This is a genomic window from Agrobacterium sp. 22-214-1, from assembly GCF_053522465.1.
Genome location: NZ_JBNWCK010000001.1, coordinates 1,257,611 through 1,273,994, shown reverse-complemented (window position 1 = coordinate 1,273,994; position 16,384 = coordinate 1,257,611). Strand labels below are relative to the sequence as shown.

Below are 16,384 nucleotides of genomic sequence, written 5' to 3'. Positions count from 1 at the left end.
AACCGCAGCGTTAAATCGTCGCGAATGCCGGACTGTCGCGCTTTGGCATTGGCGAAGCGCTCCGGCTTGTCTATGGATGGCACGCAATACCCGGTCGGATGATGAAGCGGAGCAGGAATATGGCAGAGGTCAGCAAGAGCCAGGTGGAAAAGGCGCTGGAAGCGGTAATTTATCCCGGCAGCGGCAAGAGCATCGTCGCACTCGGCATGGTCTCGGAAATCTTCATCGCCGATGCGAAGGCCTATTTCTCGATCACTGTCCCGGCCGACAAGGCTGCGGAGATGGAGCCGTTGCGGCTTGTCGCCGAACAGGCGGCCAAGGGCGTTGAGGGCATCGTCGGCGCGGTCGTGGCGCTGACGGCCGACCGCAAGCCCGGCCAGCAGCAACCCGCACCCGCACGCCCCGCCGCCGCAACCGGCCGGCCGGCCCAACAGCCCGGCTCCTCGAAGGTGGGCGTTCCGGGTGTGCGGGCCATCATCGCCGTCGCCTCGGGCAAGGGCGGAGTGGGCAAGTCGACCACCGCGGTCAATCTGGCGCTCGGCCTCCAGTCGCTCGGCCTCAAGGTCGGCATGCTCGATGCCGATATCTACGGCCCTTCGCTGCCGCGACTGCTGAAAATTTCCGGCCGCCCGCAACAGCAGGAAGACCGCATCATCCTTCCCATGGAAAATTACGGGCTGAAGGTCATGTCCATGGGCTTTCTGGTGGATGAGGAAGCCGCGATGATCTGGCGCGGGCCGATGGTGCAGTCCGCCCTCATGCAGATGCTGCGCGAAGTGGCCTGGGGCGAACTGGATGTGCTGGTGCTGGACATGCCGCCCGGCACTGGCGATGCGCAGCTGACCATCGCCCAGCAGGTGCCGCTCGCCGGCGCCGTCATCGTTTCCACGCCGCAGGATCTGGCGCTGATCGACGCACGCAAGGGCATCACCATGTTCCGCAAGGTGGAGGTTCCGCTCCTCGGCGTCATCGAGAATATGAGCTATTTCATCGCGCCCGATACCGGCGCGCGCTACGATATTTTCGGCCATGGCGGCGCGAAGGCGGAGGCTGAAAGGATAGGCGTGCCCTTCCTCGGCGAAGTGCCGCTCACCATCTCAATCCGCGAAATGTCGGACGCCGGAACGCCGGTCGTCGCCGCCGAGCCCGATGGCCCGCAGGCCGCGATCTATCGCGATATTGCCGGAAAAGTCTGGGCGCGCATCGGTGCAGGCGAGAGAAAAGCGGCGCCGAAGATCGTTTTCGAATAGCGCGGCATTCGCGGACGCAAAATCGGGCAGGTGTCTGCCCGCTTTGAAAAATCCTTTGAAAACAGAAGATTAATCGCCAGTATCTGGCAGGCTTTCCGGATTTGAACTGCAGAAATGCTTCGCCTGCAATGCTGTCGAGAAAAAATATTGCTTGATTGCATCTCGCTTTGGGCGCATACGCCTGCGCCGTTTGGCTCTTGGTCCATCGGGCTGGCGAGATTGTGAAAATCCCGCTCGTTCCGGCGTTCCCTGAAGTGTCGTCCAAGGGTTTGCCGAGCGCAAACAGGATATGTTAAGCAGCATTGCGGCTGAAGCCTGCAATGTGGAGCGGAGAAACGGATTGATAAAAGCCTATCGCGCCAATTGCGAGGCGATCAGCCTGTCGTCAGACGACGGCTCCGGACAGATTCCCGACGACACCGTCTGGATCGATCTCGTCAATCCGGACAGGGCGGAAGAGCAGCATGTGGAAAAGCTGCTGGGCGTGGAACTGCCGACGCGCGAAGACCTGAAGGATATCGAGCCTTCCAGTCGTCTCTATATGGAAGACGCCAATGTCTTCATGACCGCGTCTCTGGTGTGGAAGGCGGATTCGGATGATCCGCGCCTCACCGATGTCGCCTTCGTTCTGGTTGGCAAGCGTCTGGTGACAATCCGTTATGCCGAGCCGAAATCGTTCCACCTTTTCATTGCAGCCATTACCCGCGCGCCGCACGAAATGCGCAGCGGCACGGCGCTGCTTTTGAAGCTGCTCGAAACAATCGTCGACCGCACGGCGGAAATTCTCGAAAACTCGGTTACGGGGATCGACAATCTCGCCGCCGACATTCTCGGCAGCCAGGCTCGTTCCAAACGCAAGGCGCCTCGCTATCTCGAAGACCGCCTCGGCAACATCGCCGCCTATCATCGGCTGATATCGAAGGTCCGCGTGAGCCTTGCATCTCTGGCGCGCCTGCAGACCTTTCTGTCCACCAGCGATCAGGTGCGCGAAGACAAGGGCGCGCGGGAGCAGGGCAAGTCGATCGGCCGCGATATTCAGTCGCTGAACGAACATGCCTCCTTCGTTTCCGGCAATCTTACCTTCCTGCTGGACGCCTCGCTTGGTATCATCAACATCGAGCAGAACAGCATCATCAAGATTTTTTCCATCGCTTCGGTGGTGTTCCTGCCGCCGACGCTGGTGGCCTCTGTCTATGGAATGAACTTTCAGCTCATGCCGGAGTTGAACTGGACATTCGGTTACCCACTCGCGCTCATCGTCATGCTGATGTCCGCCATCATCCCGTTTCTCTTTTTTCGTTGGAAGGGCTGGCTCTGAGGAGCCAGGATCATCATGTCCCAGATCGCTGACAAGGATGTTGCCGAGAAACCGGATGCGGATGACGAGCACAAGAACAAGGGGCTTTACGCCGCGATCCTTGGTTCCATCGGCGTCGTCTATGGCGATATCGGCACCAGCCCGCTCTACGCCTTCCGCGAGGCCCTGCGGCCCATCGCCTATGACGGCGTGACGCAGGAAGAAGTTATCGGCCTCACATCGCTGATGATCTGGTCTTTGACCATCATCGTGACGTTCAAATACATCACGCTGCTGCTGCGCGCCGACAATGACGGCGAGGGCGGCACGCTGTCGCTGCTGGCGCTGCTGATGAAAACGGCAGGCACCCATCGCGGCGTTCTCATCGTGCTAGGCCTCATCGGCGCGGCGCTGTTTCTGGGCGATGCCATGATCACCCCGGCGCTTTCGGTGCTTTCGGCGGTGGAGGGTCTGAAGCTCGTCACGCCGGAAATGGACGCCTTCATCATCCCGATCTCCGTCGGCATTCTCATCGGCCTTTTCGCCATCCAGTCCCACGGCACGGGCACGGTGGCGAAATTCTTCGGGCCGATCACCGCCGTCTGGTTCATCGTCATGGGCCTGGCCGGTCTCCTCCATATCGCCGATGATTTCAGCATCCTCTTCGCCTTCAACCCGTGGCACGCGGTGGAGTTTCTGGCCAGTGAAGGCTTCTACGGCATCGTTGTGCTTGGCGCGGTTTTCCTGACGATCACCGGGGCGGAAGCGCTTTACGCCGATCTCGGCCATTTCGGCCGCCGTCCCATCCAGTGGGCGTGGTTCTGTCTGGTTTTCCCGGCATTGACGCTAAATTATCTCGGGCAGGGCGCGCTGGTGCTGAAAGACCCGGCGGCGATGTCCAATCCCTTCTACCTGATGTTCCCGCAATGGGCGATCCTGCCGGCCGTCATTCTGGCGACCGCCGCCACCATCATCGCCAGCCAGGCGGTCATAACAGGCGCGTTTTCGCTCGTGCGTCAGGCGATTCATCTCGGCTACCTGCCGCGCATGGAAATCCTCTTCACCTCGGAAACCAATACGGGGCAGATCTACCTGCCGGCCGTCAACACCATCCTGCTGTTCGGCGTCGTGGCGCTGGTACTCACCTTCAAGAGTTCGGATGCGCTGGCCACCGCCTACGGCATTTCCGTCACCGGCGCGATGGTCGTTACCAGCCTGATGTTCTTCGAATTCGTGCGCAAGCGCTGGCAATGGTCGGTCTGGCTGGCCATTGCCGTGCTGGCCCCGCTTCTGGCGCTGGAGCTGATCTTCCTCGGTGCGAACCTCCTGAAGATTCACGATGGCGGTTATGTGCCGGTGCTGCTGGCAATCGCCTTCACCGTCATCATGACCACCTGGCAGCGCGGTTCGAGAATCCTCTTCGCCAAGACCCGCCGCATCGATGTGCCGCTGAAGGCTTTCATCGCCTCGGTGGAAAAGGAAAGCGCGCATGCGCCGGTGCGCGTGCCCGGCACCGCCATCTTCCTCACCGGCGATCCGGAAGCGGCGCCGGCCGCACTGCTGCACAATCTCAAGCATAACCACGTCCTTCACGACAAGAACGTCATCCTGACGATCCGCACCGAAGACCAGCCCCGCGTTCATCCTGCAGATCGTTATACGCTGACGAAGATGAGCGAACGTTTTGTCGTGGTCGAACTGCATTTCGGCTTCATGGAAACCCAGAACGTCACCCAGGCGCTGGGCTATCTCCGGCGCACCGGCTACAAGTTCGACATCATGTCGACCTCGTTTTATCTCGGCCGCCGCAAGCTGGTGCCGGATCCGAAATCGGGCATGCCGGGCTGGCAGAACCGCCTGTTCATCGCGCTGGCCGAAACCGCCGCTGATCCCTCGGATTACTTCCGCTTGCCGGCAAACCGCGTGGTGGAACTGGGCTCGCACGTCGTGGTCTGAGCATTAGAAGATGGTTACACATTAACGTGAAGCCGCGTCCGTGCGCGGCGTTAACCAAGCATCAAGGTTAATAAGAGATTCTCGAACACCTGTAGCAAATATGGTTGTCGGTGTTCGGAGTGCTGGTTTTGCGTTCGAAAAGAGTAATGCGTCGTCGGTCCCCCGTGTCCTTTCAGGGTTGGGCGTCAAAATGGACCTCGCCCGTCGTCTTCGGCCTTGCCGCCTGGCTCGTTTTTCCCTCCCTCGCCGCGCGCGCGGATCTCGCTTCGCTGCTGGCCGGTCTGGATAATGGCGGTGAGCAATGGCGCATGGTGCTGACGGCCTCTCCGGCCGGCTCCGTTCACAATGCCTCGCTGACTTTTAATGACGCCGCAGGGGAGGCCGCATTGCATGGCGGCGGCATGATCCTGCCCAATGGCAACAAGGTGGCCTTCGTCACCAACAAGAAGGGTGAGGCAACGACGCCTGACAGCGAGCGCGTCAACCGCGCCGCCAAGAAGGGCCGCATCGTCGCCACCGAAATCATGCAGCCGCCCAAGGCCTTCACCGCCGGTTCCGTCCTGCAACGCACCAGCATGCTGGATATCGAGCCGCTGAAGCGCAAGGACCGCACCGCTTTCGTCAAGTCGAAACGCAGCAAGGATGTCGAGCTCGCCTCCTTCTATTTCCGCCGCGACGAAAAGAAGATCGACAAGAGCGTCTCGCCGATGCTGGCGGAGCTCGTCACCAACCGTACACCTGACATTCTTGCGACGGCTTACGCACCCGCCGCCCCGGATTTCGCCCGCGAGTCGCCGTTTGACGCCATTCTCAAAAAGCCGGACGCGGGCCGTTTCGTGCCGCAGATCGGCGCCGATGACCACGCATGGGCCGCAACCCCGCTGCCGGCCGAGGTGTTTTCCGCGGCCGAGCAGCAATGCCTGGCATCCGGGATTTACTTCGAAGCGCGCGGAGAATCGGTGAAGGGACAGGCGGCGGTCGCACAGGTCATCCTTAACCGCGTGCGCAACCCCTCCTATCCGAAAACCATCTGCGGCGTGGTTTACCAGAACAAGGACTGGCGCAACCGCTGCCAATTTTCCTTCGCCTGCGACAATATCAAGGACCGCGTGAATTCCGAGCGCCACTGGAAAATGGCGCGCGAGGTGGCGATGGCCACCACCGCCGGCAAAATCTGGTTGAACGAAGTGGGTTCGGCCACCCATTATCACGCCGTTTACGTGCGTCCCGCCTGGGGCAAGTCCATGAAGAAGGTCGGCAGAATCGGATTGCACGTGTTTTACCGTACCTATGGTGGCGGCTGGAGCTGATACCACCGCCAATTTGTCGCATTTTGCGTGTCAAAAATGCCGATTCCCTGGGGAAACATCGCCGCCAAACCGCGATTTGATATCAAGCTATTGTTTTTGCATGATTAATTTGTGTAAAAACAACCGCTCGCGATGCCTTGACTAGAGAAGCCCCTAAAACTATGTTGCGCGCGACTTCAGAGCGGGCTGGAACAGGCTTAATCCGTCACCGTTTACAACTCCAAAGGGTTCTGGCATGGCTGGAACGGAGAAAATGGGTGGGATTTTAAGATGACTGGCAACCGTGACGATAGTCTGGACGAGCGCCGCAAGCGCCTTGCCGACGAGTTGGCAAAGGTGAAGGCGGAGGATGAGGCGGAAGTGAGGGCGGAGACCAACGCTGCGGAAAACCGGAAAGGTTTTGCGATGGCGGTTAAGCTCTCATCGGAGTTCATTTCGGCCATCGTGGTCGGCGCTATGCTGGGTTATCTTCTGGACTATTTTGTCGGCACGACACCGTGGGGGATGATCGTTCTTCTTCTTCTCGGTTTCTGCGCAGGCGTATTGAATGTGTTGCGCTCGACGGGCGCGGTGGCCAAGCCGCCGCTGCTGGAAAAGGCGGACAGGCGAGACGAGGGTGGAAAAGGCGGCGTTTAAGCTGTTTTTTCTTGCAGTTGAGATGCCGCGACAGGCGGCGACAGGTAAAGAGGGCAGCCGGTGGCAAACGATCCGACCCATCAGTTCTTGGTGCAGCCGATCATTCCGATCGAAATTGGCGGCGTCGATTTTTCCTTCACCAATGCGTCGCTCTTCATGGTCGCGACCGTGGCTGCGGCTTCCGGTTTCCTTTATTTCGCAACGTCGAACCGCGGTCTGATCCCGACCCGCATGCAGTCCGTCGCTGAAATGTCCTATGAATTCATCGCCTCCATGCTGCGCGAAGGCGCTGGCAAGAAGGGCATGGTGTTCTTCCCATTCGTCTTCTCGCTGTTCATGTTCGTGCTGACGGCCAACCTTCTCGGCATGTTCCCGTATTTCTTCACGGTCACCAGCCAGATCATCGTCACCTTCGCGCTCGCCTGCCTCGTCATCGGCACGGTCCTGGTTTACGGTTTCTGGAAGCATGGCCTGCATTTCTTCGGCATCTTCGCCCCCTCGGGCGTGCCCAAGGCGCTTTTGCCGCTTGTGGCGTCGATTGAAATGATCTCGTTCCTGTCGCGCCCGATCAGCCTTTCGGTTCGTCTTTTTGCGAACATGCTGGCCGGCCACATCACGCTCAAGGTTTTCGCAGGCTTCGTCGCCTCCATGAGCGCGCTCGGCGCGCTCGGTGTCGGCGGCGCTGTCCTGCCTCTCATCATGACGGTCGCCATGACCGCTCTCGAATTTCTCGTTGCCTTCCTGCAGGCTTATGTCTTCGCGGTACTGACTTGCATGTACCTGAACGACGCCGTGCATGGTGGTCACTGAGAAGTAAAGTCGCTGGCCCCGGCAACGGGCGTCAAAAACAGCCGCAACAACCAATATCTCAAGGAGTCTCACATGGAAGCGGAAGCAGCAAAGTACATCGGCGCAGGTCTCGCATGCCTCGGCATGGCTGGTACGTCCCTCGCACTCGGCCGTATCTTCGGTGATTACCTGTCCGGCGCACTGCGCAACCCCTCTGCTGCCGACAGCCAGTTCGGCCGTCTGGTATTCGGCTTCGCCGTTACGGAAGCTCTGGGCATCTTCTCGCTGCTCGTTGCTCTCCTTCTCCTGTTCGCTGTTTAATATCGGCATCAGGTCTGGATCACGGCCCGCAAATGGCGTGCCGTGATCCTTCGCATTTGCAGTACCCCTGGAGGTGAGCATGTTCGTGACCGAGGCTTATGCCCAGTCAGCACCGACCGTAGGTGAAACGCATACGGAAACTCCGGCTGTCGGCCAGCCGCAACCGGAAGCCACGCACACGGAAACCGGTGTGGCGCACGGCGCCGAACACGGCGCTTCCGGCGTATTCCCGCCGTTCGACCAGTCTACTTATGCATCGCAGGTTCTCTGGCTGGCGATCACGTTCGGCCTTTTCTACCTGCTCATGCAGAAGGTCATCGTTCCGCGCGTCGGCGGCATTCTCGAAAACCGTCACGGACGCATCGCACAGGATCTCGATGAAGCGGCACGGCTGAAAAGCGAAGCCGACGCTGCCGTCGAAACCTATGAAAAAGAACTCGCGGCAGCCCGCGCCAAGGCAGGCTCCATCGGCGCTGCGGCCCGTGACGCCGCAAAGGCGAAGGCCGATGCCGACCGCGCCGCTATCGAGGCCGGTCTTGCCGAAAAGCTCGCCGCCGCCGAAAAGCGCATTGCGGGCATCAAGGAACAGGCATTCGCCGACGTCGGCGCAATCGCCGAAGAAACCGCGACCGCCATCGTCGACCAGCTGGTCGGCGCCAGGGTCAAGGACACGGACGTCAAGGCAGCGATTGCCGCCGCTTCGAACGTGAAGGGAGCCTGATATGGCATTTGATGCATCATTTTTTGCTCTCGTCGGTCTCGTCCTCTTCTTCGTTCTGGTTGCCTATCTCAAGGTTCCCGGCATGCTCGCCAAGTCTCTGGACGAGCGCGCCCGGAACATTCAGGACGAGCTGGCCGAAGCCAAGCGTCTGCGCGAAGAGGCCCAGCATCTGCTGGCCGAATATCAGCGCAAGCGTAAGGAAGCCGAAGCAGAAGCCGCAGGTATCGTTGCCGCCGCCGAGCGCGAGGCCGCAGCCCTGACGGAAGAAGCCAAGCAGAAGACGGAAGAATTCGTCGCCCGCCGCACGGCCCTTTCGGAACAGAAGATCAAGCAGGCCGAAGACGACGCCATCGGCGCCGTCCGCGCCGCCGCCGTGGATATCGCCATTGCCGCTTCCGAGAAGCTCATTGCCGAAAAGACCACCGCCGCCGCAAAGGCCAAGCTTTTCACCGCCACGATCGGCGAAGTGAAGTCGAAGCTGAACTGAGATTTATCTCGGACTGTTCAAAGCCCCTCCGGCGAAAGCCGTGAGGGGTTTTTTGTTTGAGGTGGAAAAGCTGGTTCGGGATATGGTGCCGCCTGTACGTTCAGACTCTTTAGAACTTGTTGGTAGAACGCGCCTTGTGCATTCTCAGCAGTAGACCTTACGACCCATTCCCAATCCAAATTCAGTTTTCCTGCCGGGACCATTTGCTGCGCGATTTCAGCCGGTGTGGTTTCGTTGCTGGTTCCGTTCTCCCAGTCGTGAAAGGCCGATGAGTATCGAACGACCGCTCCGCTAGTCGGCAAATCGAGCAACCCTCCCTCGGCAAAAAATCTCAACCCGTCGCCCATTTCTTCCCCGATGAGTTTGAGCCTACGTCCCAAACGATGTTTGAGGATGGCCACAAACACTATCGCTGCGGAAAACGTGAATTTGTCGACAAGCACAGCAACCTGCCTGCCTGCGTTTTCAGAGATGGCGTCGATCAAGGGCATCGTTTGAAGGAAGTCGCCACCGGTGTTTCCGCGAACGTCAATCAAGAGTTTTTTGTTCGAGCAGGTGCTTACATGCTCCGCTGCACCAGAGATGGCTTCCGGCAACGCAGTTTCGCCTGGATCGAAGAAACTTGGCAATGATATTGAAAGCCCAAGCCCCTGCCAGTCCTTAATTTCCACAAATCTCTCGGGCTTCCAGGCCGGATCAGCCTTGCCATGCTCGTTTCTCGGGTAGAGCATCGATGCAGGAACCGTATGCCCGTTCTCCACTTTCAAATCGGTTATCCGCCCATTCTCGTCTTTCACACGATATTCAGTCGTATTCTCTTTTGAAGAAAAACCGAGGTGGGCCAATGCATACGGCCATGCCAGAAGAATCGGTCCGATGACCCGTTTCCTCTGGCGCGTTCCCGCCAGAAATTTCTCTGCGGCGGCTTCAATTTGGCCCAAAGGTGTGCCGTTGACTGCTATCAGCTCTCCTCTTGGCGCAGTTGTTTCCAGTGCCGTGTCAGTTAATCGCACCACCGTCCCGACGCTCACAAACCTCAGCGGGAGCACCGCGATGGAATCGTTCGGGATCAGCCGTGTGTGTCCGTTGTCGGGAAGTGCGAGCAGGCGCATCGCGGAAAACAGAAAGGCCTCTTTGGAGCCCTCCAAAGCGTATCGTCGAGTGTCATAAATGCAGCTGTCTATCGTCGCTTGTTCGATCCACCGAAAGCTGGGATCGGTTGGCAAGACAGTTTCCAGAATTTTCTCGAGGTCTTGCGTCAGGGACATGATTTACGGTGCGCATAGTTGCTCGTCGATGTCCAGATCGGGTCGATAGCGGAGGTTCTGGTTGGAACTCCATTACTTGTCATCAATCCCGCTTCAGCGGCCTGAAGCTCATCCGGTGCAGCGGGCAAGGCCCGTGGCTTTCGATGGCGCGCAGGTGGGCCGGCGTGCCGTAACCGGCATGGCCTTCAAAGCCATAGGATGTGTGCACCACACCCGCGCGTTCCATCATCCGGTCGCGGGTCACCTTGGCGATGATCGAGGCGGCGGCGATGGAGAGGGAGCGGGAATCGCCCTTGATGACGGCTTTGGCTTCGCAGGCGATGCCGGGCGGGCGGTCGCGGCCGTCGGCCAGCACGAGGGCAGGGGAGATTTCGAGACCGAGCACGGCGCGGCGCATGGCGTCGAGGCTGGCGCGCAGGATATTCATGCTGTCGATCAGGCCGGGGCCGGAAGAGGCGACGGATACGATCGAGGTTTCCATGATCTGTACGAACAGGCTTTCCCGCTTCTGCTTCGTCAGTTTCTTGGAATCGTCCATCCCCTTGGGAATATTGTCCGGATCGAGAATGACGGCTGCCGCAACCACCGGTCCGGCCAGAGGTCCCCGGCCTGCCTCATCCGTGCCGGCCACGGGCCAGAGGCCCTTCTTTTTCGCTTCCAGTTCGAAGGAAAAATCCGGGCCGGTATCGGCAAGATCAAAAAGAGCAGGAGAATCGGGTGTGGCCGTGCGTTTCATGCGGCGAAACTGGCACACACACCCGATCTCCTGCAAGCCCCCGGAAGCGGGCGATGACAGGCGCGGTGAGCCGGGGTCAAGGGGCGTGGCTCACCGTGCCCCGAAGGTCATCATGACCTTTGATCCTCCAACGGGGCGGCGGAGGAAAAACGATCGCACGCGAGGCGGCGGTTCCGGGGGCGATGTCCGGCGGGCCAGGGAAAACCCGCCGGGCATGTCGTGGGAGTGTGGCCGGTCTAAAAAAGAGGCCGCCGCTCCCTGTCATATTCTGCCTGATATCGCCGCACGTTCCGTATGGTGCTTCGATCAGGCGGAGTTGTTTTCAGCGTCGGTTTTTCAAAGCAGCGACAATTGCACGCCGGCTCCGCCCGGCGGCACGAAGAGATCGTCGCGCAGGTGGATGCCGCGGCGGATGAGGCCGAGCCTTTTTGTCGCCATCTCGAAACGCCTGCCGATCTGCCAGGCATAGGGGCCGGCGCCCTTCATGCGTTTTCCGAATTCCGCGTCGTAATCCTTGCCGTCGCGCATGGAGCGCACCAGCGACATGACATGACGGTAGCGGTCCGGATAGTTGCGCAGCAGCCAGTCGCGGAACAACGGGCTCACCTCCAGCGGCAGGCGCAAAAGCACATAAGACGCTTCGGTGGCGCCGGCGGCCTTGCCGGCCTCGAGAATACGCTCGATCTCATGATCGTTGAGCGCCGGGATGACAGGCGCCATCATCACGGCCACGGGAATGCCGGCCTCGGTCAGCGCCTTGACGGCTTCCAGTCGCTTCTCCGGCGTGGCGGCGCGCGGTTCCATGTTGCGCGCGAGCTTCCGGTCCAGCGTGGTGACGGAAATACCGACCTTGGCGAGCCCCTTTTTGGCCATGGGCGCCAGAATGTCGATATCCCGCTTGATCAGCGCCGATTTGGTGACGATGGCGACGGGATGATCGGCCTTGGCCAGCACTTCCAGTATCTGCCGCATGATGCGCCATTCGCGCTCGATCGGCTGATAGGTGTCGGTATTGGTGCCGATGGCGATCACCCGCGGCTTGTAGCCCGGCTTCGCCAATTCCCGTTCCAGCAACTTCGCCGCATCCGGCTTGGCGAAGAGCTTGGCTTCGAAATCCAGCCCGGCCGAAAGCCCCATATAGCTGTGCGTGGGACGGGCGAAACAATAGATGCAGCCATGTTCGCAGCCGCGATAGGGATTGATGGAGCGGTCGAAGGGGATGTCGGGCGATTCATTGCGGGTGATGATGCTGCGCGGCTTTTCCACCTGCACCTCGGTGCGGAATTCCGGCATGTCCTCGAGAGTCTGCCAGCCATCGTCGAAAACCTCGCGCTGCAGGGTCTCGAAGCGCCCATCCGGGTTCAGCCCGGCGCCACGGCCGCGACGACGGTCGATCTCGATGCGCAGGCCGGATGCATCGGCCAGCGCATTGGCAATATCCGGCATATGGCTCGGCTGGAAGGCAGCCTGCCCCGAAAGCGTATGGTTTCTCATCTGGATGCTCCCAGGACGCCGCACGCCTCTCAAGGCACGCTCAACGCCCTAAACCGTTTCCGTCCGGACAGGCTTTCTACTGCCTTCCGAATGATTAAATTCCTACATCAGGAATGAGAACAATACAAGAACAAAATTGCGAATTCGGCTCGTTCTCCAGAGATGGATGCGTGGCCGCGACAGGCACGGCCACGTCCGCAGACTTTGCGGTCGGTGGCATGGACAGCCTAGGATTTTACAGCGATGAGCATAGTGGCAATTTATTGTGCGATGCGTTAGAGCTATGCAGATGTTGACAGTCATAATGGAATGCCGGGATCACGAGCCGGAACTGGCGCACACATTGTCTGCGCTTGTAACCGGGGCCGTGGAAGGGCTTGTAAGCGATGTTGTGATTCTCGATCACGGTTCGCGCGATGGATCGTCGCGCGTCGCCGATGCCGCCGGCTGCCGTTTTTATGGGCAGTGGGACATCGAAGACGTGGTGAAGTCCGCACGCGGTGGCTGGCTGCTTCTGATCGAGCCGGGCGCGCGCCCGCAGGCGGGCTGGATCGACGAGATTCTCGAATATGTGGCGATCTGCGCGCAGCCGGCGCGTTTCTCGCCCTCGCGCTATCACCGGCGCAATGTCTTCAGCCGCATGCTGCGGCGTATTCCGCCATTGGAACACGGATATCTTCTGCCAAAGAAGCATGCGGTGTCGATTGCGAAATCGGGCATGAGCCTGACGCAATTTGTCGGCGCGCAGAAACCGCGCCGGCTGAATGCGGAAATGGTGCCTGCCTGGGCGCTGCGGGCCTCGGCCTAACCTCGGGGCCGCTTTACCCGGCCAGAACCTTGCCGGGGTTCATGATGCCGGCAGGGTCGAAAGCGTGCTTGATGCGCCGCATCAGTTCCATCTCGATGCCGGGGCGGATGGCGGCCAGTTCGTCGCGCTTCAATTGCCCGATGCCGTGTTCGGCCGAAATGGACCCGCCGAGCGACAGCACGATGCCATGCACGATCTCGTTCATGTCCCGCCAGCGGCCAATGAATTCGGCCTTGTCGGCACCCACCGGCTGGGAAATATTGTAGTGAATATTGCCGTCGCCCAGATGTCCGAAGGCGCAGACGCGGGCGCCAGGTATGGTGGCAAGAACCGCCTTTTCCGCCGTTGCCATGAATTCCGGTATTTTCGACACCGGAACGGAAACATCGTGCTTGATGGAGCCGCCTTCGGGTTTCTGGGCCTCCGACATGCTTTCGCGCATGTGCCAGAGCGCCTGCCGCTGCGCTTCGGACGCGGCGATCACCGCATCCTGAACCAGCCCGGCCTCAAAACCGCGCTCCAGCAGCGATTGCATCATGCTATCCGCCGTTTCGGCCGAGTCGGAGGTGGAAATATCGATGAGCGCATACCAGTCATGCGGCTGTTCCAGGGGATCGCGCACGCCGGGAATATGCCGGGCGGTGAATTCGACGCCGATTCGCGGCATGAGTTCGAAACCGGTCAGCGCCGTGCCGCAGAGATTGGAAGCCATCTCGAACAGCTTCAGCGCGTCTTCGGTGGAGCTGAGACCCGCAAAGGCCACCTGATGGCCGAGCGGTTTCGGGAAGAGCTTCAGCACCGCGCCGGTGATGATGCCAAGCGTGCCTTCGGAACCGATGAAGAGATCGCGCAGATCGTAACCCGTATTATCCTTTTTCAGCCGGCGCAGCCCGTTCCAGATTTCGCCGGTCGGCAGCACCACTTCGAGCCCAAGGCAGAGCTGGCGCATGTTGCCATAGGCGAGCACCGCCGTGCCGCCGGCATTGGTGGCGAGATTGCCGCCGATGCGGCAGGACCCTTGAGAGCCGAGCGACAGCGGGAACATCCGCTCCACGGAATCAGCAGCCTTGTGGATGTCGTCGAGAATGCAGCCGGCATCGGCGACGATGATGTTGGCGACCGGATCGATATCGCGAACGCGGTTCATGCGCTCCAGCGACAGGATGATGTCCGCTCCTTCGGCACGCGGTGTCTGTCCGCCTACGAGGCCGGTATTGCCGGTCTGAGGCACGATGGCGGTGCCGGTTTCGCTGGCGAGCTTCAGGATGGCGGCAACCTCTTCAACCGAAGCGGGCTTGATGAGCAGCGGCGAGGCGCCGCGATAAAGCCCGCGATTTTCCACGAGGCGCGGCGCCATTTCCGCCGGGTCGCGGACCGCGTTCTTTTCGCCGACAATGGCGGTAAAGCGGTCGAGGATGTCGGAGGAGGGGATGGCGGTGGTCGTCATGGGCGGCGTCTCGCTGTCTTTTGAAACATGGGCGAAAGATTGGGGGCCGTCAGCCTCGCGGCGCGGCGGCGCGGGAAAGGCGGTCGTTGATCGCCTCTCCAAGACCATGGGTGGGAATGGCGGTAATGGCGATCATGTCTGCGCCGCTTGCATCGGCGGCTTTCAGATAATCGAACAGATTGGCGGCGGCCTCGGAAAGATCGCCGGAAGGGCTGAGATCGAGCACGGTGCGTGCCGTCTCTTCGCCGGCAATGGCGATGCCGCCGAAGCGGATCAGCGCTTCGCCCGGCAGAACCGATGTGGCGTGAAGGCGCACGGCCGCACCCGGCGCGTAATGCGAGGCCAGCATTCCCGGCGCTTCAATGGCGGCGGCGGCTTTTTTTGGCCGTTCGAGCCGTTTGCCGGCAATGCGCTCTATGTCCGCGGTGACGATGCCGCCGGGACGAAGCAGCCGCACCCGGCCATCCTCTTCCACCTTGACGATGGTGGATTCGACGCCGACAGCGGCCGCCCCGCCATCGAGAATGAGATTGATCTTCTGGCCGAGATCCGCCTCCACATGGGAGGCACTTGTCGGGCTGATCTTGCCGGAACTATTGGCGCTGGGGGCGGCGAGCGGCCTGTCGAACCGTCGGATAAGATCGCCGGCAAAACCCTGCGGCACACGAATGCCGACCGTATCGAGACCGGCCGTCGCCAGCGAATGAATGTCGCTCGCCGGTTTCAGCGGCAGCACCAGCGTCAGCGGGCCGGGCCAGAAGGCCTCGGCGAGCTTCAGCGATATGGGGTCGAAGACGGCGTAACGTTCGGCCATGGCGATATCGGCCATGTGGCAGATCAGGGGGTTGAACTGCGGCCGGCCTTTTGTCTCGTAAATGCGGGTAATCGCCGCCGGATTGGTGGCGTCGGCGGCAAGGCCGTAGACGGTTTCCGTCGGCAGGGCGATGGGCTGGCCGGCGGCAAGCTCCGCCACGGATGCCTGCAGGGCCGTTTCCCGCTCTTTGTCTATATCGATATGACGCGCCATGATGCTGCCTTTCAGGGCGGTCAATAGCGTATTTCAGAGGCTTATGGAAAGTTTTATATCGCCTTGATGATCCTGCGCATCTCCTCGGACCGCGCGCCGAGCATGAGCACGTTTTTCAGCGCCACCCGCGGATCGTGGGTCTGGAACAGCAGGCCGCCGCGATGGACGGAGGTATCGACGGCGAGTTCCTGATCGGGAAGCGCGTTGATGGCGACGGCGAAATACATCCGCGAATAGCGCGCATCGATATTTTCGAAAAAGTTTTCGGCCCCGCTCAGCTCGGCGAAGAAATTCGCGAAATAGAAGGACCAGAGCACATGGCGCTCGGCATCGAAGCTGGTTTTCGCCGCCGTGACGTGACAATAGCCGAGATGCGGCCGGTCATTGAGCAGATGGTGGAAGACCATCTTCGGAAAACGGATGGACTGGTGAAAGCCGTTCAGACGGCTGTGGGTGGCATCGGCGGCAGCTTCCAGCTTTCGCCCGGTCAGCGCAGCGACGTCGTCATGGCTGTAATAGACGCGTTCTTTCGGCAGCCATCGCTCTTCATAACGGCTGATGCGCCCTGTCCGCAGGAAATCGGAATGCGCGGTCTTCGAGCGTATCGGTGTGACCGAATGCCTGCTCGCATCGAAATAGCGTATGCGTGTCGCCTTCTCCACCGGGAACACCCTCGTTGCTGTCGATCCGGCAAGATAATTTAGGGCGCGTTAATACTCCGTTGCGCCGCACCCCCCGTTTTTTAATGGGTGGGGAGCAGGACGCGCGCCATCATGCGTCATATTGCGACGTCATTTCCGTCATTGAATAGCTGTCGGATTTCCCAGCGGAATGGGC

16 protein-coding genes are annotated in these 16,384 nt (G+C 60.3%); 10 read left to right on the top strand and 6 right to left on the bottom strand.

Going from position 1 to position 16,384, the window contains the following annotated elements; translation table 11 throughout:
* The first annotated feature begins 119 nt into the window (after positions 1–119).
* The 9 genes from ACQZ5G_RS06480 (at position 120) to ACQZ5G_RS06440 (ending at position 8,767) form a co-directional block, all read left to right on the top strand.
* A complete protein-coding gene (locus ACQZ5G_RS06480; RefSeq protein WP_448737378.1) occupies positions 120–1,250 on the top strand; it encodes an Mrp/NBP35 family ATP-binding protein in 1,131 nt (376 codons plus the stop codon).
* A 340-nt stretch (positions 1,251–1,590) separates the two neighbouring features.
* The gene (locus tag ACQZ5G_RS06475; RefSeq protein ID WP_448737379.1) at positions 1,591–2,568 is read left to right on the top strand and encodes a magnesium transporter CorA family protein; all 978 of its coding nucleotides are present in this window, start codon (positions 1,591–1,593) and stop codon (positions 2,566–2,568) included.
* Positions 2,569–2,583: 15 nt separating this feature from the next.
* Positions 2,584–4,503 carry a potassium transporter Kup gene (locus ACQZ5G_RS06470; protein WP_020809266.1) on the top strand — a complete coding sequence of 640 codons (1,920 nt, stop codon included), beginning with the start codon at positions 2,584–2,586 and terminating at the stop codon, positions 4,501–4,503.
* 146 nt (positions 4,504–4,649) lie between these two features.
* Positions 4,650–5,813, top strand: a complete 1,164-nt coding sequence (locus tag ACQZ5G_RS06465; protein WP_035237663.1) for a cell wall hydrolase — start codon at positions 4,650–4,652, stop codon at positions 5,811–5,813.
* 270 nt (positions 5,814–6,083) lie between these two features.
* Complete coding sequence (locus ACQZ5G_RS06460) at positions 6,084–6,449, top strand: AtpZ/AtpI family protein (protein WP_003521044.1); 366 nt, start codon at positions 6,084–6,086, stop codon at positions 6,447–6,449.
* A gap of 60 nt (positions 6,450–6,509) precedes the next feature.
* Positions 6,510–7,259 carry a F0F1 ATP synthase subunit A gene (locus ACQZ5G_RS06455; protein ID WP_003521045.1) on the top strand — a complete coding sequence of 250 codons (750 nt, stop codon included), beginning with the start codon at positions 6,510–6,512 and terminating at the stop codon, positions 7,257–7,259.
* A 72-nt stretch (positions 7,260–7,331) separates the two neighbouring features.
* Positions 7,332–7,559, top strand: a complete 228-nt coding sequence (locus ACQZ5G_RS06450; protein WP_003494147.1) for a F0F1 ATP synthase subunit C — start codon at positions 7,332–7,334, stop codon at positions 7,557–7,559.
* A gap of 79 nt (positions 7,560–7,638) precedes the next feature.
* Positions 7,639–8,280 carry a F0F1 ATP synthase subunit B gene (locus ACQZ5G_RS06445; protein WP_003521046.1) on the top strand — a complete coding sequence of 214 codons (642 nt, stop codon included), beginning with the start codon at positions 7,639–7,641 and terminating at the stop codon, positions 8,278–8,280.
* A gap of 1 nt (position 8,281) precedes the next feature.
* Positions 8,282–8,767 (top strand): F0F1 ATP synthase subunit B, encoded by a 486-nt coding sequence (locus ACQZ5G_RS06440; RefSeq protein ID WP_003521047.1) that lies wholly within the window; start codon positions 8,282–8,284, stop codon positions 8,765–8,767.
* 17 nt (positions 8,768–8,784) lie between these two features.
* On the opposite strand, the gene ACQZ5G_RS06435 is transcribed toward ACQZ5G_RS06440, so the two are convergent.
* The 3 genes from ACQZ5G_RS06435 to ACQZ5G_RS06425 all read right to left on the bottom strand — a co-directional run bounded on the left by ACQZ5G_RS06435 (position 8,785) and on the right by ACQZ5G_RS06425 (position 12,265).
* The gene (locus ACQZ5G_RS06435) at positions 8,785–10,035 is read right to left on the bottom strand and encodes a peptidase S41 (RefSeq protein WP_448737380.1); all 1,251 of its coding nucleotides are present in this window, start codon (positions 10,033–10,035) and stop codon (positions 8,785–8,787) included.
* Positions 10,036–10,117: 82 nt separating this feature from the next.
* Positions 10,118–10,771 carry a ribonuclease HII gene (locus ACQZ5G_RS06430; RefSeq protein WP_031233992.1) on the bottom strand — a complete coding sequence of 218 codons (654 nt, stop codon included), beginning with the start codon at positions 10,769–10,771 and terminating at the stop codon, positions 10,118–10,120.
* 336 nt (positions 10,772–11,107) lie between these two features.
* On the bottom strand, positions 11,108–12,265 hold the full coding sequence (locus ACQZ5G_RS06425; RefSeq protein WP_448737381.1) for a PA0069 family radical SAM protein: 1,158 nt from the start codon (positions 12,263–12,265) through the stop codon (positions 11,108–11,110).
* Positions 12,266–12,554: 289 nt separating this feature from the next.
* Between ACQZ5G_RS06425 and ACQZ5G_RS06420 the strand changes: the two genes are divergently transcribed.
* Positions 12,555–13,073, top strand: a complete 519-nt coding sequence (locus tag ACQZ5G_RS06420) for a glycosyltransferase family protein (RefSeq protein ID WP_003521054.1) — start codon at positions 12,555–12,557, stop codon at positions 13,071–13,073.
* Between the two features lie 13 nt (positions 13,074–13,086).
* Here ACQZ5G_RS06420 and ACQZ5G_RS06415 read toward each other — a convergent pair whose 3' ends face one another.
* Genes ACQZ5G_RS06415 through ACQZ5G_RS06405 form a run of 3 tightly spaced genes read right to left on the bottom strand, consistent with a single transcriptional unit; the run spans position 13,087 to position 16,209 of the window.
* Positions 13,087–14,520 carry an FAD-binding oxidoreductase gene (locus ACQZ5G_RS06415; RefSeq protein WP_003521055.1) on the bottom strand — a complete coding sequence of 478 codons (1,434 nt, stop codon included), beginning with the start codon at positions 14,518–14,520 and terminating at the stop codon, positions 13,087–13,089.
* A gap of 49 nt (positions 14,521–14,569) precedes the next feature.
* Positions 14,570–15,547 carry an L-threonylcarbamoyladenylate synthase gene (locus ACQZ5G_RS06410; RefSeq protein WP_003521056.1) on the bottom strand — a complete coding sequence of 326 codons (978 nt, stop codon included), beginning with the start codon at positions 15,545–15,547 and terminating at the stop codon, positions 14,570–14,572.
* A gap of 53 nt (positions 15,548–15,600) precedes the next feature.
* Positions 15,601–16,209, bottom strand: a complete 609-nt coding sequence (locus ACQZ5G_RS06405) for a DUF6656 family protein (RefSeq protein ID WP_003521058.1) — start codon at positions 16,207–16,209, stop codon at positions 15,601–15,603.
* Between the last annotated feature and the right edge of the window lie 175 nt (positions 16,210–16,384).

Coding starts and splice junctions, on each gene's coding strand:
- ACQZ5G_RS06480 (WP_448737378.1), top strand. CDS start 120: ATGGCAGAGGTCAGCAAGAGCCAGGTGGAAAAGGCGCTGGAAGCGGTA.
- ACQZ5G_RS06470 (WP_020809266.1), top strand. CDS start 2,584: ATGTCCCAGATCGCTGACAAGGATGTTGCCGAGAAACCGGATGCGGAT.
- ACQZ5G_RS06465 (WP_035237663.1), top strand. CDS start 4,650: ATGCGTCGTCGGTCCCCCGTGTCCTTTCAGGGTTGGGCGTCAAAATGG.
- ACQZ5G_RS06460 (WP_003521044.1), top strand. CDS start 6,084: ATGACTGGCAACCGTGACGATAGTCTGGACGAGCGCCGCAAGCGCCTT.
- ACQZ5G_RS06450 (WP_003494147.1), top strand. CDS start 7,332: ATGGAAGCGGAAGCAGCAAAGTACATCGGCGCAGGTCTCGCATGCCTC.
- ACQZ5G_RS06445 (WP_003521046.1), top strand. CDS start 7,639: ATGTTCGTGACCGAGGCTTATGCCCAGTCAGCACCGACCGTAGGTGAA.
- ACQZ5G_RS06440 (WP_003521047.1), top strand. CDS start 8,282: ATGGCATTTGATGCATCATTTTTTGCTCTCGTCGGTCTCGTCCTCTTC.
- ACQZ5G_RS06435 (WP_448737380.1), bottom strand. CDS start 10,035: ATGTCCCTGACGCAAGACCTCGAGAAAATTCTGGAAACTGTCTTGCCA.
- ACQZ5G_RS06430 (WP_031233992.1), bottom strand. CDS start 10,771: ATGAAACGCACGGCCACACCCGATTCTCCTGCTCTTTTTGATCTTGCC.
- ACQZ5G_RS06425 (WP_448737381.1), bottom strand. CDS start 12,265: ATGAGAAACCATACGCTTTCGGGGCAGGCTGCCTTCCAGCCGAGCCAT.
- ACQZ5G_RS06420 (WP_003521054.1), top strand. CDS start 12,555: ATGTTGACAGTCATAATGGAATGCCGGGATCACGAGCCGGAACTGGCG.
- ACQZ5G_RS06415 (WP_003521055.1), bottom strand. CDS start 14,520: ATGACGACCACCGCCATCCCCTCCTCCGACATCCTCGACCGCTTTACC.
- ACQZ5G_RS06410 (WP_003521056.1), bottom strand. CDS start 15,547: ATGGCGCGTCATATCGATATAGACAAAGAGCGGGAAACGGCCCTGCAG.